This is a genomic window from Oscillatoria sp. CS-180, assembly GCF_028330965.1.
Lineage (GTDB): Bacteria > Cyanobacteriota > Cyanobacteriia > Phormidesmidales > Phormidesmidaceae > Halomicronema.
Genome location: NZ_JAQMUB010000083.1, coordinates 85,245 through 108,776, shown reverse-complemented (window position 1 = coordinate 108,776; position 23,532 = coordinate 85,245). Strand labels below are relative to the sequence as shown.

Annotated in this window: 21 protein-coding genes and 1 tRNA gene; 12 read left to right on the top strand and 10 right to left on the bottom strand. The window is 48.9% G+C overall.

Features of this window, described 5'->3' with window-relative positions; genetic code table 11:
- Positions 1 to 99: 99 nt before the first annotated feature.
- Positions 100 to 786 (bottom strand): transglutaminase-like domain-containing protein, encoded by a 687-nt coding sequence (locus PN498_RS20825; RefSeq protein ID WP_272065329.1) that lies wholly within the window; start codon positions 784 to 786, stop codon positions 100 to 102.
- Positions 787 to 985: 199 nt separating this feature from the next.
- On the opposite strand from PN498_RS20825, the gene PN498_RS20820 reads away from it, so the two are divergent.
- Together PN498_RS20820 and mltA are read left to right on the top strand one after the other, a co-directional pair.
- The gene (locus PN498_RS20820) at positions 986 to 1,240 is read left to right on the top strand and encodes a hypothetical protein (RefSeq protein ID WP_272065328.1); all 255 of its coding nucleotides are present in this window, start codon (positions 986 to 988) and stop codon (positions 1,238 to 1,240) included.
- A complete protein-coding gene (mltA, locus tag PN498_RS20815; protein ID WP_272065327.1) occupies positions 1,240 to 2,475 on the top strand; it encodes a murein transglycosylase A in 1,236 nt (411 codons plus the stop codon). The genes PN498_RS20820 and mltA overlap by 1 nt, the downstream gene beginning before the upstream one ends.
- Positions 2,476 to 2,615: 140 nt before the next feature.
- Here the strand turns inward: mltA and PN498_RS20810 are convergent, their stop codons facing one another.
- Together PN498_RS20810 and PN498_RS20805 are read right to left on the bottom strand one after the other, a co-directional pair.
- Entirely contained in the window at positions 2,616 to 3,332 is a 717-nt protein-coding gene (locus PN498_RS20810; protein ID WP_272065326.1) for a hypothetical protein, read from the bottom strand.
- A gap of 36 nt (positions 3,333 to 3,368) precedes the next feature.
- The gene (locus PN498_RS20805; RefSeq protein ID WP_272065325.1) at positions 3,369 to 4,055 is read right to left on the bottom strand and encodes a YqiA/YcfP family alpha/beta fold hydrolase; all 687 of its coding nucleotides are present in this window, start codon (positions 4,053 to 4,055) and stop codon (positions 3,369 to 3,371) included.
- A 334-nt stretch (positions 4,056 to 4,389) separates the two neighbouring features.
- Here PN498_RS20805 and leuB point away from each other — a divergent pair, with 334 nt between their 5' ends.
- From leuB to PN498_RS20790, 3 genes are all read left to right on the top strand, one after another.
- Positions 4,390 to 5,472, top strand: a complete 1,083-nt coding sequence (gene leuB / locus PN498_RS20800) for a 3-isopropylmalate dehydrogenase (RefSeq protein ID WP_272065324.1) — start codon at positions 4,390 to 4,392, stop codon at positions 5,470 to 5,472.
- 134 nt (positions 5,473 to 5,606) lie between these two features.
- Entirely contained in the window at positions 5,607 to 5,846 is a 240-nt protein-coding gene (locus PN498_RS20795) for a hypothetical protein (protein WP_272065323.1), read from the top strand.
- Positions 5,847 to 6,108: 262 nt separating this feature from the next.
- Positions 6,109 to 6,879: a prepilin peptidase gene (locus tag PN498_RS20790; RefSeq protein WP_272065322.1), complete on the top strand. Its 771-nt coding sequence runs from the start codon at positions 6,109 to 6,111 to the stop codon at positions 6,877 to 6,879.
- An 8-nt stretch (positions 6,880 to 6,887) separates the two neighbouring features.
- Here PN498_RS20790 and PN498_RS20785 read toward each other — a convergent pair whose 3' ends face one another.
- A complete protein-coding gene (locus PN498_RS20785) occupies positions 6,888 to 7,916 on the bottom strand; it encodes a squalene/phytoene synthase family protein (protein ID WP_272065321.1) in 1,029 nt (342 codons plus the stop codon).
- 328 nt (positions 7,917 to 8,244) lie between these two features.
- Between PN498_RS20785 and accD the strand changes: the two genes are divergently transcribed.
- The 4 genes from accD (at position 8,245) to PN498_RS20765 (ending at position 11,873) form a co-directional block, all read left to right on the top strand.
- Positions 8,245 to 9,165 (top strand): acetyl-CoA carboxylase, carboxyltransferase subunit beta, encoded by a 921-nt coding sequence (gene accD, locus PN498_RS20780; RefSeq protein ID WP_272065320.1) that lies wholly within the window; start codon positions 8,245 to 8,247, stop codon positions 9,163 to 9,165.
- Between the two features lie 244 nt (positions 9,166 to 9,409).
- Positions 9,410 to 9,925 carry a photosystem II cytochrome c-550 gene (psbV, locus tag PN498_RS20775; protein ID WP_272065319.1) on the top strand — a complete coding sequence of 172 codons (516 nt, stop codon included), beginning with the start codon at positions 9,410 to 9,412 and terminating at the stop codon, positions 9,923 to 9,925.
- Between the two features lie 424 nt (positions 9,926 to 10,349).
- Complete coding sequence (petE, locus tag PN498_RS20770; protein WP_272065318.1) at positions 10,350 to 10,766, top strand: plastocyanin; 417 nt, start codon at positions 10,350 to 10,352, stop codon at positions 10,764 to 10,766.
- A 444-nt stretch (positions 10,767 to 11,210) separates the two neighbouring features.
- On the top strand, positions 11,211 to 11,873 hold the full coding sequence (locus tag PN498_RS20765) for a hypothetical protein (RefSeq protein ID WP_272065317.1): 663 nt from the start codon (positions 11,211 to 11,213) through the stop codon (positions 11,871 to 11,873).
- A 107-nt stretch (positions 11,874 to 11,980) separates the two neighbouring features.
- On the opposite strand, the gene PN498_RS20760 is transcribed toward PN498_RS20765, so the two are convergent.
- The 4 genes from PN498_RS20760 to PN498_RS20745 form a co-directional block, all read right to left on the bottom strand.
- Complete coding sequence (locus tag PN498_RS20760; RefSeq protein ID WP_272065316.1) at positions 11,981 to 12,793, bottom strand: MinD/ParA family ATP-binding protein; 813 nt, start codon at positions 12,791 to 12,793, stop codon at positions 11,981 to 11,983.
- A 249-nt stretch (positions 12,794 to 13,042) separates the two neighbouring features.
- Positions 13,043 to 13,675, bottom strand: coding sequence for a bifunctional phosphoribosyl-AMP cyclohydrolase/phosphoribosyl-ATP diphosphatase HisIE (hisIE, locus tag PN498_RS20755; protein WP_272065315.1), 633 nt, complete (start codon positions 13,673 to 13,675; stop codon positions 13,043 to 13,045).
- A 63-nt stretch (positions 13,676 to 13,738) separates the two neighbouring features.
- Positions 13,739 to 15,274, bottom strand: a complete 1,536-nt coding sequence (locus PN498_RS20750; protein WP_272065314.1) for an adenylate/guanylate cyclase domain-containing protein — start codon at positions 15,272 to 15,274, stop codon at positions 13,739 to 13,741.
- 332 nt (positions 15,275 to 15,606) lie between these two features.
- Positions 15,607 to 16,830: an aminotransferase class V-fold PLP-dependent enzyme gene (locus PN498_RS20745; RefSeq protein ID WP_272065313.1), complete on the bottom strand. Its 1,224-nt coding sequence runs from the start codon at positions 16,828 to 16,830 to the stop codon at positions 15,607 to 15,609.
- Positions 16,831 to 17,256: 426 nt separating this feature from the next.
- Between PN498_RS20745 and PN498_RS20740 the strand changes: the two genes are divergently transcribed.
- The 3 genes from PN498_RS20740 to PN498_RS20730 all read left to right on the top strand — a co-directional run bounded on the left by PN498_RS20740 (position 17,257) and on the right by PN498_RS20730 (position 19,587).
- Positions 17,257 to 18,846 carry a TM0106 family RecB-like putative nuclease gene (locus PN498_RS20740; RefSeq protein ID WP_272065312.1) on the top strand — a complete coding sequence of 530 codons (1,590 nt, stop codon included), beginning with the start codon at positions 17,257 to 17,259 and terminating at the stop codon, positions 18,844 to 18,846.
- A gap of 73 nt (positions 18,847 to 18,919) precedes the next feature.
- Positions 18,920 to 18,993 (top strand) — tRNA-Asp (locus PN498_RS20735).
- Positions 18,994 to 19,143: 150 nt separating this feature from the next.
- On the top strand, positions 19,144 to 19,587 hold the full coding sequence (locus tag PN498_RS20730) for a hypothetical protein (protein ID WP_272065311.1): 444 nt from the start codon (positions 19,144 to 19,146) through the stop codon (positions 19,585 to 19,587).
- 152 nt (positions 19,588 to 19,739) lie between these two features.
- On the opposite strand, the gene carB is transcribed toward PN498_RS20730, so the two are convergent.
- On the bottom strand, positions 19,740 to 22,994 hold the full coding sequence (gene carB, locus PN498_RS20725) for a carbamoyl-phosphate synthase large subunit (RefSeq protein WP_272065310.1): 3,255 nt from the start codon (positions 22,992 to 22,994) through the stop codon (positions 19,740 to 19,742).
- 146 nt (positions 22,995 to 23,140) lie between these two features.
- A complete protein-coding gene (locus PN498_RS20720) occupies positions 23,141 to 23,473 on the bottom strand; it encodes a hypothetical protein (RefSeq protein ID WP_272065309.1) in 333 nt (110 codons plus the stop codon).
- Positions 23,474 to 23,532 lie beyond the last annotated feature (59 nt).

Sequence of the window (23,532 nt, the reverse complement as noted above, 5' to 3'; positions counted from 1 at the left end):
TTCGGCAAAGTTGCATAACGTATAGACTGAGCATGATGGTTTTGGACAGCCCAAGCTGTTTGATGCAATTGCAATCTTTGATCAGAACAGGTTGAGTGTTTATTGCACTGCCTCTGATCTCCGCAGATCGGCAACGTCTGGCAGGTTGAGAAGCATATCGTTCCAATTGTTACAGCTTTGCAGAGCTGAGACAACGACTGCTAACGGTCGAGGCAGAATAGCACTAAAATCAACTTCGCCCGGCAGCTGAGTCGAATACGCTAGCTGCTCTTCAGGTGGATTAAATTGAGCGTTGATCCCTGCTTTATTCCCTCTGGCATCCAGCCTATACCAGCCAATATCCGGTAGATAGATAGCATTAAAGCCATGCAGGCTGTAGGGAGCACCGTCGTCGTGAATGCTTAACCGCTGATAGCAAAATCCTGCTGGAATTTGATTAGCCCTCAGTAAGGCTGCCAGTAAATGACTCTTGGCAAAACAGTATCCGGTGCGATGTTTCAAGACATCGGAAGCACGACACGTCACCGGATTCATCTGATAATCCGAACTGTGGTAGATCTCATCTCTGACCCACTCAAAGCAGACCTTAGCGATGCCGATTGGCGTATTCCCCTTCGCAGCAAGCTGTTCCGCCAAGCGCATGATCTCAGGATGCTGCCAATCAATCATCGGGTCTGTCTGTAGGTACAACTGGCGATCGCCCACTAAACCCATATCACTAGTTTGACTGGACAACTGATGAAGCGTATCAGCTAGAACTTGCTCTGGGTCATTGTGCACAGACATGGCCTCCTAAGAACCAAAATTCTCTGTCATCTGGACATTGTGACATTAGCCACGATCCCAGGTTGCGCCTTGCCGGTGCACAACAACCGTTTTTCACGTATTGGTACAATGCCTCGTAATCGATGTGCTCATCCGTGGGTACAATTTGTCTGTTCCAGCAGCCCACGTCAGGGCAGCGTTTGAGAAAACGGGGAGTACGATGCCAAGAACGCCCAGCGAATACATCATTCACATGCTCTTTGATGGCGGACATCACGAAGAAGTGAGATTTTCAACCATTCAAGAATTTCAGAAATGGTACAGCGGCGAGCTAATGCCAAAGGCCACGTCAGAAGAATTCATCAGCGTTCCAGTTCCTAAGATTAACCCTGGTGAATACATGGTCATTCGCCCTTCCCGTCTCCTAGCCATTCGAGTTGAACCTGTCTTTAGCTCCAGTGTTGAACGATTTTGATGAGTTTATCTCAAACACTGATTTGCAAGCGATCGCTCGCCCTGTTGAGTCTCCTCAGCGTTTTGGGCTTGGAGAGCGCCTTTGCGGAACCGTCAGTTAACTCACTGCCAGAGCCGCCAGAGGAAACACTAACGACACCTCTGACAACACCTCTTGTTCCCCTGACAGCTGTAGAGGAATGGCCGGAGGGATCTGTTATTGACGACGCTCTTTGGGAAGAGAACAACACCTCCGCCCAATTGAGGTTACTGACCGCGATCGCCCACAGCCTATCGTTTTTAGACACTCCGGCGGCTGAAGTCGCGTACGAGAATTATCCAATTCCTGGTATCACGCGCGATCGCGTCCGCCGCAGTCTACAGCGCTTTCGCACACTGCTGATCACTAGTTCTTCCCCAGAGTCTTTCCACGAGGCAATTCAGCGAGAGTTTCTCCTTTATCAATCCATTGGTAATGACAGCGAAGGAACGGTTCACTTCACAGGCTATTTTGAGCCGTCTTACCAAGCCAGCCTGATTCCAACCACAGAGTATCGCTATCCCCTCTATCAGCGACCTCAAAATTTGGATGACTGGACCAAACCTCATCCAACCCGTGTGGAGCTAGAAGGCACGGATGGCTTGCAGAGTCATCAGGGGCCCTTGGCTGGACTGGAATTGGTGTGGATGCGCGATCGCCTAGAAGCATTCCTCGTTCAGGTCCAGGGATCGGCAAGGCTACAGCTCACGGATGGCTCTTTCCTATCCGTTGGCTATGCGGGACGTACAGAGTATGACTACGTCAGCATTGGACGCGAACTGATCAACGATGACAAAGTTCCTGAAGCGGGAATGACATTAGAGCGGCTACTAGCCTATTTCCAAGCACATCCTGAAGACTTGGACGTGTACCTGCCCCGCAATAATCGCTTCGTCTTCTTCCGAGAAACCTCAGGGGGTCCCCCCACGGGCACCTTTTCTGTTCCAGTCACTGCTGGGCGATCTATTGCAACAGATAAAACATTGATGCCAGCAGGCGCGATCGCGCTCATCAATCTCGACTGGCCTCAACCCACTGAATCGGGTCAATGGCAACCCTCTCCCAGCAGCCGCTATGTCCTCAATCAAGACACTGGAGGTGCAATTCAAGGACCCGGGCGCGTTGATATTTTTATCGGTAGCGGCCATGCTGCCGGAGAACAAGCTGGACAAATCAACACGGATGGCGTCCTATTTTTTCTACTCTTGAGAGAATAGTTTCTCTTTTGCTTGGAATAACGCGGGTTACCAGTTACTTTTTTAATAACTTAAATTCAAATTTTTCGCCAATTTCTAGTTAATCTAGTTGATCAATAAAGAAAATGAATTATGTAAAATAGTCAACATATAGAAGCATACTATTGCTCCCTCTTAAAAAGTAGTTCATATTTTTCAATCGTGTCAAATCCTACCCGGTCGTCATCCCAAACAAAAATACATTTATCAATCCTTTTATCGACAAATCCAGGGTGCCATCCATCTTTATCTTCTCCTACTTCATTACGAGCCGAATAATAAGCTTTGCATATAGATAGAGAGTCACCTACCGCTGGACGTAAGTCATCAGAAGCTTCAACAGCAAAGGCTGTACCCGAGTAATTTGCATCCTCCCAGTACAGTTCGCTCTCTGGATCAACAAGAATCTTGTAGCTTGAAAAGTTTTCTGTTGATCTGTTTTTCAATAAGTCCTTTTCACTGTTTCTCTTTGTATTAATTCGGTAGTACGGAATATCACACCGTCCTGAGGCTCCAACTTTCCCAATCTTGTTGTCAGCCATACAAACATACAGTTTATGCAGATCATCTGGCTTGCCAACTTCTTGATAGGATGTGCGTTCATCACCGGTATCTATGGCTTTAGCGGGAATTGGCTCTCCGGTTCTTACTGCTATCCAATGAGAATTTTTGCCATCGTCATCGCTACAAAATTCAGGGAAAAAACCACAGAGCGTAGCCGTTATCTGATCCCAATCAGCAAGTACTGCGGCAAACAACAGCCCCAGAGTAGCTAAAGCAACTATTGCACCGGAAATGATAACTATGCTGTCGCCAATATTTGTATTTTTAAGACCCATGATTTGCAATATAGATGTTAACCATACGCAAATATATCAAGTTTTTTGATTCCAAAGCTGCATCCCAATGTTGAGGAACGATCGCATTTCTTCCCACAGCTTGGGCTGAACACTTCCTAAACTATGATCGCTGTCTAGCTCAACCAATGTCACCCATGGACGAGAACTCGCGTAGTCGCGGCTAGCCTGAAGGTCAATGACCTCATCCTGCTGTCCGTGGAGAATCAGCGTTGGAATGGGTGCATCTAGCTGACGCTCGTCATACGTTTCAGCATCGACCACAAAGTCGTAGGCAAGGGGCACCTGCTGAGCTAACCCGTAGTGATAGACGGAAAGCCAACCTGTTTGCTGCCAGTGGGCAATGCTCTCAGCCCCCAACCGAGGTAGCCACTGATTGAGAAACTGGAACGCGGGGGCTAGCAAGACAAGCTGCTTAATATGGGGCTGAACAGTTGGCTGCTGAGCGATCCAAGTAGCCGTTAGACCACCCAAGCTAGAACCCATGATCGTAAATGGCTGAGGCTGCTCTTGACGTTCGTTTTGAAGCTGCATCCAGCCCACACTTTGGTTGATTTGGCGAGTCAGCGTGAGATGGCTGAAATCGTCTTGATTGAGGTCCAAAATGTGTAAGGTTTTGCCTACAGCCGCTAGCTGACGTTTGAGAAATTGCGCCTTCGAGGACTGAGGACTGGAGGCGAATCCGTGGAGGTAGAGATAATTCATAGGTATACATCCCGCGATCGCTGCTAACGTCCATTTAGCAACTACTTGTTGAGAAACTTGTCCTAGACGTAAGATAATACGCCTCTGGGTATCCACCGCCCGCTTATGCCGATTTGCAACTTTGAACTGTAGATTTGCGATTCAGTTCTAACATCATGTAGCGGACAAAAAGCGAAGTAGTATAGCCATTGCCAGTTCCGTTAGAACAAGACGGCGAGCTATTTGACTATGGGCTATGCACTGGGATGCTATGGAGTGCATACGCCTAGATGGCTAAAGCTATATCACTTACGAGTCAACGTCGATTAGTCAACACAGGGAGACGCCACGGATCATGACGCAAACCTTTCGTATTACGCTGCTACCGGGCGATGGCATTGGCCCTGAAATTATGGCTGTTGCAGTTGACGTCATGAAGCAGGTCGGCAGCCAGCTGGATCTGAACTTTGAGTTTCAGGAAGCGTTAATCGGTGGGGTTGCGATTGATGAAACTAGCACACCTTTACCAGAAAAAACACTAGACATTTGTCGCGGTGGCGATGCTGTGCTGCTGGCCGCGATCGGTGGGTACAAGTGGGATTCACTGCCCCGGCACCAGCGCCCTGAAACAGGTCTACTCGGTCTGCGGGCAGGACTAGAACTGTTTGCGAATTTACGACCCGCCACAATTCTGCCGCAGTTAATTGACGCCTCATCGCTGAAGCAAGAGGTAGTCGAAGGCGTCGATATCATGGTCGTGCGTGAACTCACGGGCGGCATTTATTTCGGTGAACCCAAGGGTATTTTCCAAACGGAAACAGGAGAGAAGCGCGGCGTCAGCACAATGGCTTATAAAGACAGCGAAATCGATCGCATTGGTCGGGTTGCTTTTAAGACTGCCCAAAAACGGCAGGGACGGCTATGTTCAGTGGACAAGGCCAATGTGTTGGAAGTATCTCAGCTATGGCGCGATCGCATCACGGCGCTGGCTGACGATTACCCCAATGTTGAACTCTCCCATTTGTACGTTGACAATGCCGCTATGCAGCTCGTACGTTGGCCCAAACAATTTGACACTATTGTTACAGGCAACCTCTTCGGCGATATTTTGTCTGATGCGGCAGCTATGCTAACAGGAAGTATCGGCATGTTGCCGTCAGCTAGCATAGGTGCAGACGGACCCGGCGTATTCGAGCCAGTTCACGGTTCAGCCCCTGACATCGCCGGACAAGACAAAGCCAACCCCCTCGCTCAAGTACTCAGTGCGGCAATGATGTTGCGTTATGGCCTGCATCAACCCGCTGCAGCCGATAAGATAGAAGATGCCGTTGTCAAAGTTCTCGACCAGGGATATCGGACTGGCGATATCATGGCTGAAGGTATGACCGCAGTCGGCTGTCAGGGCATGGGAGAGGCTCTCCTCAATGCGCTTGCTTAAGAAGTTTTGCAAAGCTGTTCCTGGACAGGCGATCGCGAGCGTGCCTGTTATATTTGACTGAGCTTTTGTCCAAAAAACCTAGGGGTTCCTGAGCTGTGCATAGCTATCACCAGCCGCTCCCACCTGCGCCACACATGCCTTACCCAGATGAAATTTCGGGGGCTGCTGCCGTCTACAATCCGGCACTGCTGAAAGCAGCGCGGCATATTTACCGAACCTATTATGAAGTCCATCCCGACGACGTACAACGCCCCATTGGCGTAGCGATTAGCCGCCGAACGCGGCGAGGGAAACTCATTTTCAGTGGTCCCCCTGTGTTATTACCGAGTGAGTGTTTCATTCCACTCGATCAGATCGAACCAGATATTCATTAAGACCGCTAAACAGGTTCCGCAACAAACTTCGCAAAACAATGATACATATTAGTACTCCAAGCTGAGATGATTCTCTCTGCCAATTAATGTCGAAGAGAGTCAAACTCAGCGCTGACAGGGGTGTATTGGATGCCTAGCATCGATCTAATACCATAGGTATCCTTGCACGAGTCCGCATTAATGTCCTGCCATCGGCGCGATCGCGTGACCTAATTTGATTAACGCTCTGTTTTCCTTCATTGTTTTTGCCTTTGGAGCTTCCATGGGTAGTTTTCTCAATGTTGTGATCTATCGCGTTCCTGAAAAGCTCTCACTTTTGCATCCCCCCTCTCGATGTCCTCAATGTCATCATGTGTTGCGTCCCTATGACAACGTGCCTGTATTGGGGTGGATGTGGCTGAAAGGGCGATGCCGCTACTGCCGCACTCGTATATCGCCACGCTATCCCCTAATTGAAGCCATCACAGGGCTATTGTTTTTAGCAACATTCTGGCAGTTTGAACTATCTTGGACCACGCTAAGCGTTTGGATCCTGATATGTTGGCTCATCTGTCTCACCTGCATTGATTTAGACACGCTGACACTCCCCAATGAGCTCACCCAATCGGGACTCATCTTGGGGATAGTATCGCAAACTGTCTTGCTCCCAGCCGATGGCCCCCATTGGACAACTGCGATCGCTGCTCAAGGGCTGATGAGGGCTATCCTCGGCGCTGTTTTGGGCCTCTGGATTTTTGAAGTCATTGGGTTTGTCGGATCGTTCCTAACGGGTAAAACGGTGATGGGCGGAGGTGACGGCAAACTTGCAGCCCTTTTAGGAGCTTGGTTAGGGTGGCAAGGTATGTTGCTCAGCAGTTTCCTAGCCTGTGCCTTGGGTGCGTTTATTGGAGGCGGCGCGATCGCCCTGGGAGTACTCAATCGTAGAACACCGATCCCTTTCGGTCCCTTTTTGACCCTCGGAGCCTTCATCGCGCTTTTTTGGGGCGATCGCCTAATCAACTGGTATCTTCAGTTCTTCTTTATGTCTGGGTAAGACAGGCTCTAAAACACACTTTCAGAAATGGCAGGTCCGTGTGGATATCTTGAAATCCCTAGAACAGTTGGGGACACATTGAGAAATGGAGCAATCTCAGCCACATCAATGGGAATGTAGGGACGCCCCGTTAGAGTCACCTGTTTTACTTTAGCCAACTGCTGATCGAGGTCTTGCTGCACAACGGTCCAATAGCGATTAGCAAACGCTACAAAATCGTACTGGCAGGCTCGTAAGACCTGTTCAATTCGCATATAGCGATGGACAAACCAAGTGGTCAGACACTGCCATGCAGGATGAAGGTCGGCTGCTAACATCAACGACATGTTTTGCTGGCGCAATTGAGGCAGATAGCTCTCGACCCAATATTTCATAAGGGGCTGAAAACCAGGTTCCTTCAGACAGCTCAAATCTAAAATGGATTGGCGATTCAACCCAAATTGATGTAGTAAATCAGTTGGGAAATAACAGACCCCCTGCTGCGCGTCTTCATATAGGTCCCGGAGGTTGTTGTAAAACTGATCGACAATGCCAAACCGACGAGCGACTAAACGATGATGAGCTTTTAGGAAAGGGAGTAGCTGAAAACAAGCACCCGCTAGCCGGTCAAGCATTGTCTCGTAATCTTGAAGTGTCGCGATGGTGAGTTCGGGCTGGTGATAGTCGGCGATCGCATCCATATAACAATTCCAAGCCTCTATCTCAGCTTGGTGCAGCTCATGGGCATCTTCCAAAAACCAAGTCGTTTCAATTTGCCTCAAGATTTTCCAATGTTGATCCCCTGAAGACAAGAAACGTTGATGATATAGGCGCTTCCACGCCTGGTACAGCATGGGGAACTGCTCTCCGCCAGGCTGCACAATCTGGTCTTGTTCAGCCAAACGATCCACCCAGCGGATCCAATAAAATCGCTGCTGCCAAACAGTTTGAACATAGGTAGGCAAACTTGCTAACCAAAAACCATTATCTTCGTCTTTAAGAGCATCGTCGGCGATGCCGTTGCAGACTGAAGAGGCAACTGCTTTAGAAATCTTCATTGTTTAAGTGGTGCACCCTTGACTTGCGTTCGCAAAATAGTGAATAAAAGTTCTCGGTATTTTCGCCAAAATGACAGGCAAATCGCTTCTACAGGGCTTCTATAGGGATTTGTTATTAGTTTCTGAAAACCCTGTTCTCAAAGATGTGAGCGATAGTATACCGAGTGAGATTTTATAGCTCTTGAGGAAAATCGTTACCCTATAAAACACTGTTTATGTTGACCTAGCAACACATTGACCTCGCATGACCGCGACCAAAACCGATAGGATTAGTTTCAGCCTGGATTGAAAGGTAAGCTGTTCCCTATTAAGTAGTTTTTTCATAAGCATGTCTCTGTTTGATTGGTTTGCAAATCGTCGTAAGTCTGGTCCGACCAGTCAGGACTGGCAGGAACGTGAAATTGCGGATGGCCTTTGGTCTAAATGTGAGGCTTGCGGTGTCATGACTTACACCAAGGATTTAAGAGCGAATCAACTTGTGTGTGCCGAATGTGGGCATCATCACAGAGTTTTCAGCGATGATCGCATTTCTCAGCTCATTGATGAAGGTAGCTGGCACCCACTTGACACGCATATCCTGCCGCAAGATCCTCTAAAGTTCAGGGACCGCAAAGCTTATAAGGATCGCCTCCAAGATATGCAGACTCGCACAGAGCTGACTGACGCAGTTCAAACAGGAGAGGGCAAACTTGACGGGATTTCCGTTGGGCTAGGCGTAATGGACTTCCGATTTATGGGCGGCAGTATGGGTTCTGTAGTCGGCGAAAAGTTGACTCGCATGATTGAACATAGTACCCGACTTGAGCTACCCGTAATAGTAGTCTGCGCTTCAGGGGGAGCACGGATGCAGGAGGGCATGCTGAGCCTGATGCAGATGGCAAAGATATCCGCTGCTCTGGATCGACATCGAGAGGCGAAACTGCTTTATATGCCTGTGTTGTCCCATCCAACGACAGGCGGTGTGACAGCGAGTTTTGCCATGTTGGGAGATATTATTTTGGCTGAGCCTGAGGCTACTATCGGTTTTGCTGGGCGCAGAGTTGTCGAGCAAACCCTGCGAGAAAAGCTACCAGACGATTTTCAGACCGCTGAGTATTTACTGAAACATGGATTTGTTGATGCGATTGTGCCCCGAACAGAGCTGAAAGCAACGTTGAGCAAGCTCATTCGGCTACACCAACCTGTACTATCGTCTCCAATACAATCCCTTCATGCCTCTCCTAATTCACATACCGCCCTCTCGCAGTAAGGTTTTACAGACCGCTACGAATCCAAAATGGCTGCTGTAAACCTTTGAAATGCTTTGGAATAAAACCGTTCAGTGGCATGATAAACAATATGAGAAAGACTTAACACAGATTGATAGTTGACTCTCAGGATTGGCTCGGGCAATAAGATAGTCCTGCAAATTCCTGGAATATCAATCACTTTCATTTATGTGTATGTCTGCTGTGTTGTTTAATGGCTAGCCATAAATACCTTTGAGGAGAACCATGCTTAAGAGATGCGTTTGGCTAGCTGCGATCGCGGTTTTGGTCATAAGCCAGCTTTTTGTCAATCCCGCCGTCGCAGCAGAGCTAGATGAGGCGACGCGCACCATCAAGCTCAATGAAGAAGGAGATACACTTGTTCTTTCCCTGGAACAAGTGGCAAGAGGACGAAAGCAGTTCAACTATGCTTGTGCGACGTGCCACTCCTCAGGAATTACCAAGACAAATCCTACGGTGGGTCTAGACCCTGAGAGTTTAGCTGGTGCACTGCCGCAGCGAAACAATCTTGAGGCGCTTGTAGACTATCTGGAGAATCCCACTACTTATGATGGTCTGACTGAGATTTCTCAGCTGCACCCAAGTCTAAAAAGCACCGACATTTATCCTAAAATGCGGAGCTTAACAGAGGATGATCTGGTTGCAATATCAGGTCATATTCTGCTGCAACCTAAGGTCATCGGACCCCTCTGGGGCGGCGGCAAGAGCACCTACTCTGCACCCGGTACAGGCGAAGTCTAGAACGCCTAATGAACCGCTCTGGCTAGGATTAGCTTTGTCAATTTCTGATATCCGTCATTGCCCCCTACAGCACTGAGATTTCAGGTTGTAGGGGGCGATTTATTGATCATGATTAGTGAAACGTCAAGCTTGAAATGGTGAGGAATCTAGATCTTGCAGTTGAGTTGGGGCTGCACTAGTTTTGTCTGCACAAAACGTAACAGCAAACGCCGCAAAAACTCCCCTAAATGGAGATTCATAGGCTACGCTAGGAAAAATTACTGTAGAGGCCACTATTAGGAAAGACGGCCTCTAAATTGCTGTCGTTCGCTCAAGTGGGTAGTGACAATTTTAAAATCTCCTTCTTACAGGAGGTGTAGTTTGTTGCGCTTCAAGGTAAACTTCTAAGTAACAGTTAAAACAACCTACTGTTCTAGAGGTTTTTATGAAACAGATTGCACGCTCTTTGAGTCGTTTGGGTCTAGCTTGCCTAGCACTCGTTATCGCTGTTGCTACTTTTGCTATATCCGCTTCCCCCGCTTTAGCAGCCGACTACGAAGTCAAGATGGGATCTGACAGCGGTCTGCTAGTATTTCAGCCAGCAAAATTAACCGTTCAACCTGGTGATACTGTCACTTGGGTCAACAACAAGATGGCTCCCCACAACGTCATATTTGACGCAAACCAAAGCCCTGGTGATAAGTCTTTGGCTGATAAGATTTCTCATAGCCAACTCACCTTTGCCCCAGGCGAATCCTATTCCACAACCTTTACTGCGGATATGCCAACTGGTGATTATACGTACTACTGCGCTCCCCACCGAGGCGCTGGGATGGTCGGCACCATTACTGTTAACGGCTAGATCTGTCGCATTAGTAAAGTTGCATAGATTTTAGTTAACCTCTCCTCAATATAGGAGAGGTTTTTTTGTAGCTTCAATTGCCTGTTTGAAATCTATAGTCCTAGATGGTATCCATAGAGCCGCAAGACTCACCTATGCTGACACTTGAACAGAAACAACCACAGGTAGAGTAAACATGTCCCACATTACGCTACGCCTAGTAGTTCACGTCAGTTTTTGATGCATTCAAGGGCTGCACAGCGGAACCCATAAACAACCTGTAAACAGAGGTATTCATCTATGATTCCTTTCTTTGTGACCTAAGTTAAGGCTATAAGCAGCTTTAGTTCCCCGACAAAGTATCAAAAATTACTGTTCAAGCAAAAACTTTTTTAAAGCTTGTCCCAGCCTCAACTTGTCTCGGATATGGTTGGTCTAACACTTGTCCTTTAGTGAGACGGGAAGATGAGCGCATTTGATATTAGCAATCGTGATTATGACTTCAAGATGGGACAGTACTTTAGTCGAGGATGGGATATCTTCAAGGCTAATGCACTCCCATTTATCGGATTCACTCTTTTAATCGGTATTATTGTCGCCGTTGTCTCACTCATTCTGCCTTATCCCCTGGGAAGCGGTAATCCCGAAGCAGGTCAGATAGGGGGGAACATTGTCGGCAATATTCTCTCAACACTGCTAGGACCTGGCTTTTATATTGTCGCTTTACAAATTGCGCGGAATCGCCCCACGTCCTTCAGCGATTTCTTTGGTGGGTTCAAGCGCGCATTGCCTATCTTGTTGCTTGCCATCATTAGCGGCGTCCTTATCACCTTAGGCTTTATTCTTGTTATCATTCCTGGCATTTATCTGGCAGTTTCATACATGATTAGCCTGCCACTCCTACTCGATAAAAACCTTGATTTTTGGCCTGCGCTGGAGACTAGCAGAAAAGTTGTTGGGAAAAAGTGGTTCAGCTTTTTTGGATTTGCTCTTCTGCTAGGGCTTCTGAATTTAGGTGGTCTGATTCTTGTCGGTTTAGGTCTACTGATTACGGTCCCTTTAACAGCCTGTGCAGTTATAGCAGCTTACGAAGACATTGTTGGCCTCAACTCAGTGGCTAACATGTGATTGAGTTCCTGCCTTTAGCCGCGATCGCCCTAGCACACTACGGCAGAGATATGCTCACCATTCCAATATCTCAGTAGAGTCCTGGCGGCTACAAGTGGAGATCGCGGCTAAGACTGCTTTGAAAACATGGACAAAGCTTGGGCATCTTGTTCCAACTGATGCGCGATCGTCATCATCGTTTGCGTCAAGAAGTGCTTTGGATAGTGCAGGCAAAAGAGACCTTGGCTCGCAAAACTAGCCATCTCATCGCTGAGATGAAGAATGCCTGCCACCGGATAACCATAGGTATTCTCAAGCATATGCTTGACTACACCACGTTCAATACTAGGCAATACCAGCGTAGGAACTAACCAAGTTTTAACCACTTCAAGCTGCTTAATGACCTCAAGCAAAACTGCTGTTCGCTGCAAATCATAGGTATCCAACTGCATCAAAACAACTGAAACATCTGCTATGGATAGTCCCATCAAGTTGTCATTGGTCATTTCAGGCTGATTATCAACCAATAAGAAATCCAGCGCTAGGTCTTGGCTCAGACCTTGAAAAACATCAAACGGCTTCTCGGCATCGTATCGTTCTTGCCAAACCCTAAACTGCTCACTATTTGCCGCGAGACCATCACCCACCGCAGGCAAATAAATACCAGTCGCTTTATTTTCGTAAGCAATTTCATATCGACACAAATCCGTCTGGAGGGCGGGTGTCTTTTTTGCGTTCGAGCTTAACCACCAATAAGCCTGAGTATCTTGTGCCAGAGATTTATCTAGCCCAAAGAGCGTGCGAATTCCTCCCGCTTGAAGATCTGTTTCCAGAAGGCCAACTCGATATCCACAGTTCATCAAAATTACGGCTAGGTTAGCGACTAGATGAGAACAGCCGATACCATGACGGCACGCTTGTAGGGCGATAATCTTAACCATTGATTCAAGTTGTCATGCCAGGAAAACAACCGAGGTTACGACCCAAATACTCAGAGAACGATACAAAGAATAACTCAATCACATCAATATCGTGCCACCTCTCAAGAAAACCTGATTTGAACAAAGTCAGGCACATTACATTGACTTGATCAATTTCTGTACAGATATACAGGAAGGCGTAGATAATAGCTGCCTCAGTGTAGCCCCATACGGGCTGATGTTTGTCAAAAATTTAACACGCTCGCTCAATCATCGCCGTGCTTGAAGTTTTTGATAAACCGCTTTGATATCAACTTGGTGATGCGCTAATGCTACCAATGTGTGATAGAGCAGATCAGCAACTTCTCCAGCGATCGCATCAGGGTTATCGTCTTTGCAGGCCATGACGACTTCAGCGCTTTCCTCACCAATTTTTTTGAGTATGGCATTGTCCCCTCCAGTCAGTAGCTTGTTGGTATATGACCCCTCTTTTGGATGCGCTTGACGATCGCAAATAACCGCGAACACTTGAGACAGCGTATCTGCCATCGGCGTTTGAATCTGTCCATCAACTTGGTGAAAGCAGCTTCGCTCCCCGGTATGGCAGGCCACATCACCCACTTGCTCAACCGTCACTAACAAAGCATCACTATCACAGTCGTAACGAATGGTTTGCACTTTTTGGAGATGACCCGAACTTGCACCTTTATGCCATAGCTCTTGACGAGAGCGACTCCAAAACCAGGTTTCGCCCGTTTCCAAGGTTTTCTGCAAGGAATCTACATTCATCCAGGCCATCATCAGCACAGTGCCATCTAGATAATCCTGCACGATCGCCGGAACCAATCCTTGCTCGTTATAGCGAATAACGTCTAAGGGAACAGCCGTTTTACTGAGGGACATAGGCAATCGCTAGTGAGATCAACTTCATCATTATCCCTTTCAGCAGCACTTCCCTAAGACACATTAATTTTTTAGCGCAAAGATAGGTTGCGGCAAGGACTTTCCCTTTAAACAGAATTCCCCTAACGGATAGGTCTCAAACTCAGAGCTAATGCGATCGTGCATGGCTTGATTCATCCAAATTTCATTCTCACCGGCACGGCTCATAATACGAGCAGCTGTGTTTACCGTATCGCCTAAGACATTGAATTCCCGTCGTCCGCGTCGCTCTCCAATCTCAGCCGCAAACACGGGACCATAGGTCAGTCCAATGCGGCAGGTCAACTGAATGGGCTGACCTTGCACGGTTGGCGGCGCAATGGACTGTACTAAGTCTCGAATGGCGCTCATCGTCTCAATGGCTCGTTTAGAATCATTCGCATCAGGATTTAGAACTCCGAAATGAATCAAAATTTCTGAACCAATCGAGTGATAAGTAACTTTCTGCAGAATGCCGCCTTTAACTTCAACAACGCCATTGATGAGGGAGAAGGCATTGGAGAAGCAATTCACCAGATCGGCAGTTTCTTCAGGTAAGGCATCATCGACCGACTCTGGCAGCCCCATCAAGTTCACAAACGCGATCGCAATCGTTGGAAATGCCGGCGGAATTCGTCGATCGGAAGCCGTTTCTACCATCAGTTGCAGCACAGAACGCGGCATGTAGCTGGTCAATGGTTCTACACGCTGTACAGCCATTTCGATCTCATTGAGTAAACCATCAGTACTCCGGTCGAAGAACATGTAGGTGCTGCGGCGACGGGCGACGGTAATTTCATATTCTCCAAGCTCCTCAGAACTTAGATTATCGACCACTAACCAGTGATGGTTGTCGATAGGAGTGAGCTGAATGCGATCGCTGAGCTTTTCCTTCACACAAGTTGTCAGCGACACTTGGCGAATCTGGCCACAACCTTCAGCTTTTTTAGCCACCGTCACGGCTCTTCCTAAAAGAACATGGGCCATTCGCTGCGGTGTTCCAATATCAGCCGTCACGTATTGCCCTGCATGGATACCCACCCGCATATTGAGGGATAGCTCTCCTCGATAAGTCGCAATTTTTTGAAACGGTTTCATGGCTCGCTGCATGCGCAAACCTGTGTTGATGGCCTGAGTAATATCGCGTTGCGGTTCCCCCGTCGCAAACTGAACCAGCAGAGCATCTCCCGTAAATTCCAACAAATTACCGCTGGATTTACTGAGAATTTCAATCATCTCAGAGAAATAATTATTCAGTACTTTCAGAAGTAGTTCCGCGCCCACTAATCCCTCTGAAGCACAAGCTTCTAGCAGGGGCGTAAACCCAGCTAGATCAGTAAAGAGTAGGGCACCCTCTTGCCAACTGTAGCGAGGATGGCCAGGGTGCGGTGGATTGTCATAAACATCGCGTGGAACGTAGTCGATCAGCACGTGCTGCAATGTTCGCAGATGCTCAAAGACCTTCATTAACATTGGAGGAGACGGATCCACCCACACTGCTGCATACAAATCCGGCGGCAACAGCCATCGTAGCTGCCGCTCAAGCTTAAGAAGAGGATTGGTCTGAATATCAGCTATCATGCAGCTCACTGGAGAACTTGTCTCTAGATTCTCTTAAAGCCAATAAAGTTTAGGGTGCTGGGGATTAGAGTTAGGGATTCATAAGAATTCTGATTTTTACTGAGTAGAGACAAAAGCCATCCTATATCCTCGATGGAAGAATGGCGACTGAGAAAATCTGACACCTTATTGAACCTTTCTCAATACCCAGTTTTAAGAGATATTGTTTAGCACGTTAGAGATACACCACCGCTCTCTGTATACCCCAGGGATCGCAAAAGGGATGCAGGTGTTAACTATTAGAAACTAGAAATTGGGTGGGCGCACTAACCCTTTTGGGTGAATCTTGCGAATTACCCATTGTTTTGAATCCAACGAAAAATGCGATCGCTTAACTCCCCCACTTCAGCCTCTAGGGTGAGGTAGTGGACACAGGCCCGAACGCAATGGGGATCCAGCAAAGTTCGGAGCATCATTCCATCCGCCTCAAGATCTTTGACTAAGCGCACATGACACTCTCGGGAGGGTGTCTCAGTTGAATCCAATATTTCAAAGGACACGAGACCCGATTCAGGTGGCTCGGCGCAAATCATGCGAATGCGAGGATGCGTTGCTAGCTGCTGCCACAGCTGACGTCCAAGGGTGCAAATTCGCTGATAGCGATCGCCAGAACTTCCCCAGGTTTGATGCAAACTTAGTGCTGCCTGTAAGCCCGCCATTAGGGGGTAATCGGACGTCGCCACTTCGTAGCGCTGTCCTGTTGGTTGCCAGCCCGTTGGATTAGCATGGGCATCCGTTGTAATGCTGCGCCAGCCAATAAAGGTTGGGGCGATCGCCTGCCGCATCTCAGGTCTGACATAAAGCCCCCCAAGACCCGCAGGACCACAGCACCATTTATGGCCTGTAAAGGCGTAAAAATCGACTTCAGTGTCACTCAGACTCAGAGGCATCATGCCCACAGATTGAGCCGCATCGACCAGGACCCAGGCAGGGTCAGGCGTATGGTCGTGACAGAGGCGCACGATGTCAGCCAGGGGCAAAACCTGCCCAGTATTCCACAAAATATGGCTGACGACCAGAAGTCGAGTTCGAGGCTGAAGAGCCGCAGCGATTGCGGCCACCGGATCGCCTTCCTGAGCGGTTGCTAATACGGAACACACATCCACAGCGACCTGAAATCGACGGCTGATTTCCTGCACAGTGGCGACAATGCCGGGGTGCTCACAGTCGGTGAGGAGGATGCGATCGCCCGGTCGCCAATCTATGCCCCACAAAGGAATATTGCAGCCCACTGTAACGCTTTCAGTCAGCGTCATCGTATCTCCAGGAACTTGAAGAACATTTGCCAGAGCCTGCCGCATTTCCGTTCCAGCCTGTTGCAGCCACTGATTGACTGCTCCAGAGAAAGGACCTTCCCTCTGAATTTTCAGCTGAGCCTGCTGCAGGGCATCCAGCGCACATTGAGGTAGCGGTCCTTGTCCACCAAAATTGAAATAGCGCTTGTTCACCAATGCCGGAAACTGTTGGCGAAACTGCTGCAAACGAGCATCCGTTTCTGAAGGAGAACTCAAAACCATATCAATCAGAGAAATGTATAAACCGAATGCTATCAGCGTATCAGTGTTATCTCCGAGTTGCTTTTAATCAAAAAATACCTTGCACCCCTCGACAGAAGTAAGAAGCACGAAACAGTGCTCTGACGCACCCCATAATGCTGTATAACTGTCAATAGATCAGAATTTATGCTGTCTTCGTAGCGTGATGGTTCGCTACAAGATAGTAGGGCATCGCTTCCTCGGACGGTATTTTGAAGAGCACTGTGACCGTATCTTGCCGACCTGACCAAGGATCTTATTGGGAACGACATGAGGTTCTCAAAAGTGTGCTGCAGCAGCAACCACATAGGATGCTGAAGATGCCTGATCGGATGTCACCCTTTCTCAAACCTTTTGTTTTTTCGATAACTAACCTTGTCTGCTAGCTACCCCCTGCCACATCGTCTCATGTCTGGGGGTAGCCAATTGAGACCCCTGACAGAGCCGCATCGCCCCATTGCTAGAGATTTCAAAGACGCTGCTCAGCAATCCCTCCAGTGGATTACTGACGACTTGCTACTCCACTACCAGCGCTGTTCCCGTCGCGCTTATCTAGACACCCATCACGACTCTGCCCAAGCCGATAGACCTAGTGATTATCTGCAAAAAATCAAGCAGGATAGCGCAGAGCATCGAGCTGCTGTCCTAGAAGACTATGAGCCGCTTTGCCGTCCTCAATATCAGCGCGGGGACTGGCGTAAAGGTGCCCAAGAAACGATCGCCTTGATGTCACAGGGGGTAGATTACATCGTTGGCGGCGTCTTGCTCAATGCTGTGGAAAACGACCTTTACCTGGTGAGCCGTCCGGACTTGCTGGTTAAACAAGCGGGGTGGTCCGTTTGGGGAGACTGGCAGTATGCTCCTGTTGATATCAAGCTCGGCAAAAAACCCAAGCTCGACTACCAAATTGTTGCGACGTTCCACGCCTATGTGTTGGCCTACTCTCAAGGCAACTGGCCCCATGAAAGCTGGCTGGCGCTACGAGAAGGCCGCTACCATTCTGTTGATCTAGATCAGCAACTCTCCAAGTTTGGCGAAGCTCTAGAGGCGTGCCTAGCTGATTTGCAGAGCGATCGCGCTCCGGAGGTCTTCATTGCCCATAGTCGTTGTGACCTATGTCGTTGGTTCAGTCATTGCTATGAAACAGCCCGAGATACGTTTCATCTCTCGTTACTCCCTGGCGTCACCCCAGCTCGCTACAGTCATCTTAAAACTCAAAATCTGACCACTGTTTCAGATTTGGCACAGGCCCATCCAACTCAGCTCGCGTATCTGCCAGGCTTTGGCGATGCCGTAGCCGAAAAGCTCGTTCACCAAGCTCAGGCAACTTTGTATAACGAGGCGATCGCCCGCACCCCGACACCTCCCCTGAATGGCTTTGTTCTTGCGCCCCAAGATCTTCCCAGCGCAGAGGTTGAGCTGTACTTCGATATCGAGGCAGCTCCTGACGTCGATGTGATTTATCTGCACGGCGTACTGGTAGTTGACCACCGGACTCAAACCGAAGAATTCCATCCGCTCTTGGCAGAAACTGTGGAGGACGAACAAACGGCATGGGAGCAGTTTCTTGATTTGGTCCTGCGATATCCTCAAGCTCCCATCTACCATTTTTGCCCTTATGAGGCACAGACGGCAAAGAAGCTAACCCAACACTACGGCAGTCTCCCCCCAGACGACCTACGGCGCTTGCTAGCCCGTTTCGTAGACATTCACTGGTGTGTGACTGAGGCGGTGACGCTTCCGGTGGAAAGCTATGCCTTAAAGCACATTGCCCGCTGGATGGGGTTTGAATGGCGCGACAGCGATGCCAATGGAGCACAGTCGATCTGCTGGTATAACGAATGGCTGACAACGGGCGATCGCGCCTACCTCAACGCTATCCTCCGTTACAACGAAGACGACTGCCGCGCCACTTACCACGTCAAACAGTGGCTCACCAACTTCGCAAAACCCTACTGGCAAGTCACCACAGTTCCGCACCTAACCGCCTCTGCTTAACCCACTGAAATTTTTTCTCAAAACATTTGACAAAATCAGTCCTGGAAGACAAGATAGAGATCGTCCTTTGTAAGGGCCTGTAGTTCAATTGGTTAGAGCACCGCCCTGTCACGGCGGAAGTTGCGGGTTCGAATCCCGTCAGGCCCGTTTTACTGGAAATCATTGATTTGTGCTTGTCTCACCTTGGATGGTGACGGCGATATCTATCAAATACTAATTTTCATATCAAGCTCAGCATCTCCTCAGGGACGTCCTTAATCCTAAAGGAAGTCTTTTCAGCTCTATCAGGAGGTTGCTGTGATCAACGGTAATACGGTCGGTGGACGTGTGCCCCTCGTTTTGTTGTTGCTCCGTCTGAGTATCTTCGTCGTCATGCTGATTTGGGTGCTGGATAAGTTTTTAAAGCCCGATCACGCTAGTCAGGTTTTCGCTGCTTTCTATGGCATTCAAGGATTGGGTACTGCGTTGATTTATGGCATCGGGATTGTCCAACTCGTAATTGTTTTGGGCTTCGTTGCAGGCATTAAAAAGACGTGGACTTATGGTGCCGTGTTGCTCATGCATGCGGTTTCGACAATCGTGTCTTTTCCACGATATTTGGACCCTTTTACCGCACCTAATATTCTCTTTTTTGCAGCTTGGCCCATGTTAGCTGCTTGTTTCGGCGTATTTTATCTGCGAGATTTGGACACTTTATTTGTGGTTGAGAAGGGAAGGTCTCAGAAGCAGATCAATGTATGAGAGTGAGTGGTTGGTGACTTTTTAGAGATGTGGAAGCGGGACGCGATGTGTCGCGTCCCCAAACAAAGGTTTGATTCCCGAATCGAGATAAGTTGGCATCGTGTCGAAGATTTTCGTCATTGAATTACGAGAATAGCTGTGCATCTACACCGTTAGTCTTTCAAATAATCCTGCAGGGCTTTGACTGAGAGAGTCTCTTTTTGCAGGGTACGGATGGCGGCGGCAGTGGCACGGGCAGCCGCGATCGTGGTGATGGTAGGAATTTTGTAACTCAGTGCTGTCCGGCGAATCTCATGGTCGTCTTGTTGAGCCTTATCGCCTATGGGTGTATTGAGGATGAGCTGAATCTGTCCATTTTTCATCAAATCAACAACGTGAGGGCGGCCTTCGTGAACCTTCAGCACGGGATCGACCGTGAGACCGTTTTGCTTGAGAACCTGACAGGTGCCGCTGGTCGCAACTAGCTCAAAGCCTAAATCGGCCAGCTCTTGAACCACTGGAACGACGGCTGTTTTGTCGCGATCGTTCATTGAGACAAAAACCGTCCCGCCCTGGGGAAGATGCTGATTGGCTCCTAGCTCGGCCTTGGCAAAGGCTTTACCAAAATCCACATCAATGCCCATGACTTCACCGGTCGATCGCATCTCTGGCCCCAAAATCGTATCCGTGCCGGAAAAGCGTTCAAAGGGCAAGACCGCCTCTTTGACAGAAATATAGCCAGGGATAATCTCTTCAGTGATTCCCAAATCAGCCAGCGTTTTACCTGCCATCACCTGCACGGCCAATTTTGCTAAGGGTAAGCCTGTAGCTTTGGAGACAAAGGGAACGGTGCGAGAAGCGCGAGGGTTGGCCTCTAGGATATACACCTGCTCATCTTTCACAGCAAACTGGATATTCATCAATCCAACCACCTGTAGCCGCTTGGCCAGCTTGAGTGTCCATTCTCGAATAGTTGCGAGAGACGTCTTAGCCAAGGTCATTGTTGGAATGGAGCAGGCGGAGTCCCCAGAGTGGATACCAGCCTGCTCGATGTGCTCCATAATGCCACCAATTACAACCGTTCCTGTCGCATCCGCGATCGCATCCACATCTACCTCAACCGCGTCTTCCAAAAACTTGTCAATCAGAATGGGGTGATTAGGCTCCACCTGCACGGCATAGGTCATGTAGTGTTCCAATTCCTGATCGGAATAGACAATCTCCATCGCTCGCCCACCCAGAACATAACTGGGGCGCACAACCACTGGATAGTCGATATGGCGGGCAATGCTGAGCGCTTCATCATAGCTGCGAGCAATACCATTAGCAGGCTGCACGATATCCAGTTCCCGAAGAATTTGCTCAAAGCGCTCTCGGTCTTCAGCGATGTCGATGGAGTCAGGAGAAGTCCCCCAAATTCGAGTAGATGGGTGATCGGGTGAGGGCGCAGATATCTTTTGCAGATAGGTTTGTAGGGGAACGGCTAGCTTCAGGGGTGTTTGGCCGCCAAACTGAACGATGATGCCTTCCGGCTGCTCTGTTTCAATGATGTTGAGGACATCTTCTTGAGTCAGTGGCTCGAAATAGAGGCGATCGCTAGTGTCGTAGTCGGTAGAAACTGTTTCGGGATTGGAGTTCACCATGATGGTCTCGAAACCATCTGCCTGTAGCGCAAAGGAGGCATGGCAGCAACAATAGTCAAACTCAATGCCCTGCCCAATCCGATTGGGTCCACCGCCCAGAATCATGACTTTGCGGCGAGCGCTGGGCTGAACTTCTGATTCGGTCTCGTAGGTAGAGTAGTAGTAGGGCGTGTAGGCTTCAAATTCAGCCGCACAAGTATCAACCGTTTTGTATACGGGACGGACACCGAGCGATTGACGCAGAGCGCGGACTTCGGCTTCCGTTGTGTTCTTCGCAAAGGCAATTTGGCGATCGCTAAAACCTTGCTGCTTAATTTGCATCATCTGCTGAGCCGTCAATGACCCTAGCGAGGTGCGTTTAAGCCACTTTTCGGTTTCGAGCAGCTCAGCAAACTTATGCAAAAACCAGGGATCAATCCCCGTCAGCGAATAGATCTCGTCGAGTTCAAGCCGCAGCTGCATGGCATGGCGAACCGTGAAAATGCGATCTGGACTCGGTTTTCTGAGACGAGAGCGCAGGGTGGAGAGATTAGGTAGGGTTTCCTTGCGATCGCAGCCCCAACCGGCTCGTCCTGTTTCGAGCGATCGTAAGGCTTTTTGAAACGACTCTTGAAAGGTCCGCCCAATTGCCATCGCTTCACCCACCGACTTCATTTGGGTTGTCAGAATGGGATCAGTGCCGGGAAACTTTTCGAAAGCGAAGCGCGGCACTTTAGTCACCACATAGTCAATTGTGGGTTCAAAACTGGCCGGCGTCTTTTGCGTAATGTCGTTGGAAATTTCGTCAAGGCTATAACCGACGGCCAACTTGGCAGCGAATTTTGCGATCGGAAAGCCCGTCGCTTTTGACGCCAATGCCGAACTCCGAGAAACGCGAGGATTCATCTCAATGACAATGAAATCTCCATCTACCGGATTGACGGCAAACTGAATGTTAGAACCGCCTGTTTCTACGCCAATTTCACGAATGATGCGGATAGAGGCATCGCGTAATCGCTGATATTCCTTATCGGTCAGGGTTTGAGCTGGGGCGACCGTGATGGAATCTCCTGTATGGATACCCATGGGATCAACGTTTTCAATTGAGCAAATAATGACAACGTTGTCGGCGAGGTCACGCATGACCTCCAGTTCATATTCCTTCCAACCCAAAAGCGACTGTTCGATAATGATTTGTGAAACGGGACTGGCATCTAAACCAGACCGGGCAATTCGCTCCAGTTCCTCTTGGTTGTAAGCAATCCCCCCTCCGGCTCCGCCCAAAGTGAACGCAGGCCGAATAATCAGCGGAAACATGTCGATTTTGGCAGCAACGGCCTTGACTTCCGCCATCGTTTCGGCCAGACCGGACGGACAGACCGCCAACCCAATACGCTCCATTGCCTCTTTAAACAGCTTGCGATCTTCAGCTTTCTCAATGGCCGCTAGCTGTGCCCCAATCAACTCAACGCCGTTGCGTTCCAGGACTCCGCTTTTGGCTAAATCCACCGCCAAGTTTAAAGCGGTTTGCCCACCCATCGTCGGTAACAAAGCATTGGGGCGTTCTTGCTCAATAATTCTGGTGACGATCTCTGTCGTCAGTGGCTCAATATAGGTACGGTCAGCTGTCTCCGGATCAGTCATGATGGTGGCCGGGTTGGAGTTCACCAGCACAACCTCGTATCCCTCTTCTCGTAACGCTTTACATGCTTGGGTGCCGGAATAGTCAAACTCACAGGCTTGCCCAATCACAATCGGACCAGAGCCAATTAGCAGAATTTTTTGAATGTCGTCGCGGCGCGGCATAAGTTTTATCCAGGGAAGCAGGGATATAGATCCTGATTATTCTATATGCCGATGCTGCTCCCCATGGCAGGTCATCTGGATTTACTCGGATTTGGAGCAGGATGAAGTTTCTCCAGCTCTGATCGACGAGTTTGCCCTATGCGCTATTAGTAGATGCTGACTGGAGCCAACATCATCATCAACTCACCATTTTCACCGTCTGCGATCGCAGGCCGCAGCAGATCAAATAATTCGGGATACTGGTCCGCAATCTCCTGTTCAGTAAGCCCTGCACTCAAAGACGTTCCCGAATTGTCGTAAACGGAATAGAACTTACCCTGATCATCAGAGGTGATAACCACGGTATGGTCTCGTAGCTGAAGTTGCGCAATGACTGGAGCATTCTCTTGCTGGTCCTGTGGACTCTCCGCCACAGCTAAACTTGCCGCACTAGACACCAGAATTGCCATTAGTAAAGCTATCAGCGTGAATCTTGCCATGAGATTACCTTCCCATTGATCAACCACTCTTATTGCCCATACTACTTTGACCTTCGGGC

Coding starts and splice junctions, on each gene's coding strand:
- PN498_RS20720 (WP_272065309.1), bottom strand. CDS start 23,473: ATGGCAAGATTCACGCTGATAGCTTTACTAATGGCAATTCTGGTGTCT.
- PN498_RS20745 (WP_272065313.1), bottom strand. CDS start 16,830: ATGGTTTTGAGTTCTCCTTCAGAAACGGATGCTCGTTTGCAGCAGTTT.
- PN498_RS20790 (WP_272065322.1), top strand. CDS start 6,109: ATGGGTAGTTTTCTCAATGTTGTGATCTATCGCGTTCCTGAAAAGCTC.
- PN498_RS20765 (WP_272065317.1), top strand. CDS start 11,211: ATGAGCGCATTTGATATTAGCAATCGTGATTATGACTTCAAGATGGGA.
- PN498_RS20760 (WP_272065316.1), bottom strand. CDS start 12,793: ATGGTTAAGATTATCGCCCTACAAGCGTGCCGTCATGGTATCGGCTGT.
- PN498_RS20825 (WP_272065329.1), bottom strand. CDS start 786: ATGTCTGTGCACAATGACCCAGAGCAAGTTCTAGCTGATACGCTTCAT.
- accD (WP_272065320.1), top strand. CDS start 8,245: ATGTCTCTGTTTGATTGGTTTGCAAATCGTCGTAAGTCTGGTCCGACC.
- mltA (WP_272065327.1), top strand. CDS start 1,240: ATGAGTTTATCTCAAACACTGATTTGCAAGCGATCGCTCGCCCTGTTG.
- petE (WP_272065318.1), top strand. CDS start 10,350: ATGAAACAGATTGCACGCTCTTTGAGTCGTTTGGGTCTAGCTTGCCTA.
- leuB (WP_272065324.1), top strand. CDS start 4,390: ATGACGCAAACCTTTCGTATTACGCTGCTACCGGGCGATGGCATTGGC.
- psbV (WP_272065319.1), top strand. CDS start 9,410: ATGCTTAAGAGATGCGTTTGGCTAGCTGCGATCGCGGTTTTGGTCATA.
- PN498_RS20785 (WP_272065321.1), bottom strand. CDS start 7,916: ATGAAGATTTCTAAAGCAGTTGCCTCTTCAGTCTGCAACGGCATCGCC.
- carB (WP_272065310.1), bottom strand. CDS start 22,994: ATGCCGCGCCGCGACGACATTCAAAAAATTCTGCTAATTGGCTCTGGT.
- hisIE (WP_272065315.1), bottom strand. CDS start 13,675: ATGTCCCTCAGTAAAACGGCTGTTCCCTTAGACGTTATTCGCTATAAC.
- PN498_RS20820 (WP_272065328.1), top strand. CDS start 986: ATGCCAAGAACGCCCAGCGAATACATCATTCACATGCTCTTTGATGGC.
- PN498_RS20795 (WP_272065323.1), top strand. CDS start 5,607: ATGCCTTACCCAGATGAAATTTCGGGGGCTGCTGCCGTCTACAATCCG.
- PN498_RS20740 (WP_272065312.1), top strand. CDS start 17,257: ATGTCTGGGGGTAGCCAATTGAGACCCCTGACAGAGCCGCATCGCCCC.
- PN498_RS20750 (WP_272065314.1), bottom strand. CDS start 15,274: ATGATAGCTGATATTCAGACCAATCCTCTTCTTAAGCTTGAGCGGCAG.
- PN498_RS20805 (WP_272065325.1), bottom strand. CDS start 4,055: ATGAATTATCTCTACCTCCACGGATTCGCCTCCAGTCCTCAGTCCTCG.
- PN498_RS20810 (WP_272065326.1), bottom strand. CDS start 3,332: ATGGGTCTTAAAAATACAAATATTGGCGACAGCATAGTTATCATTTCC.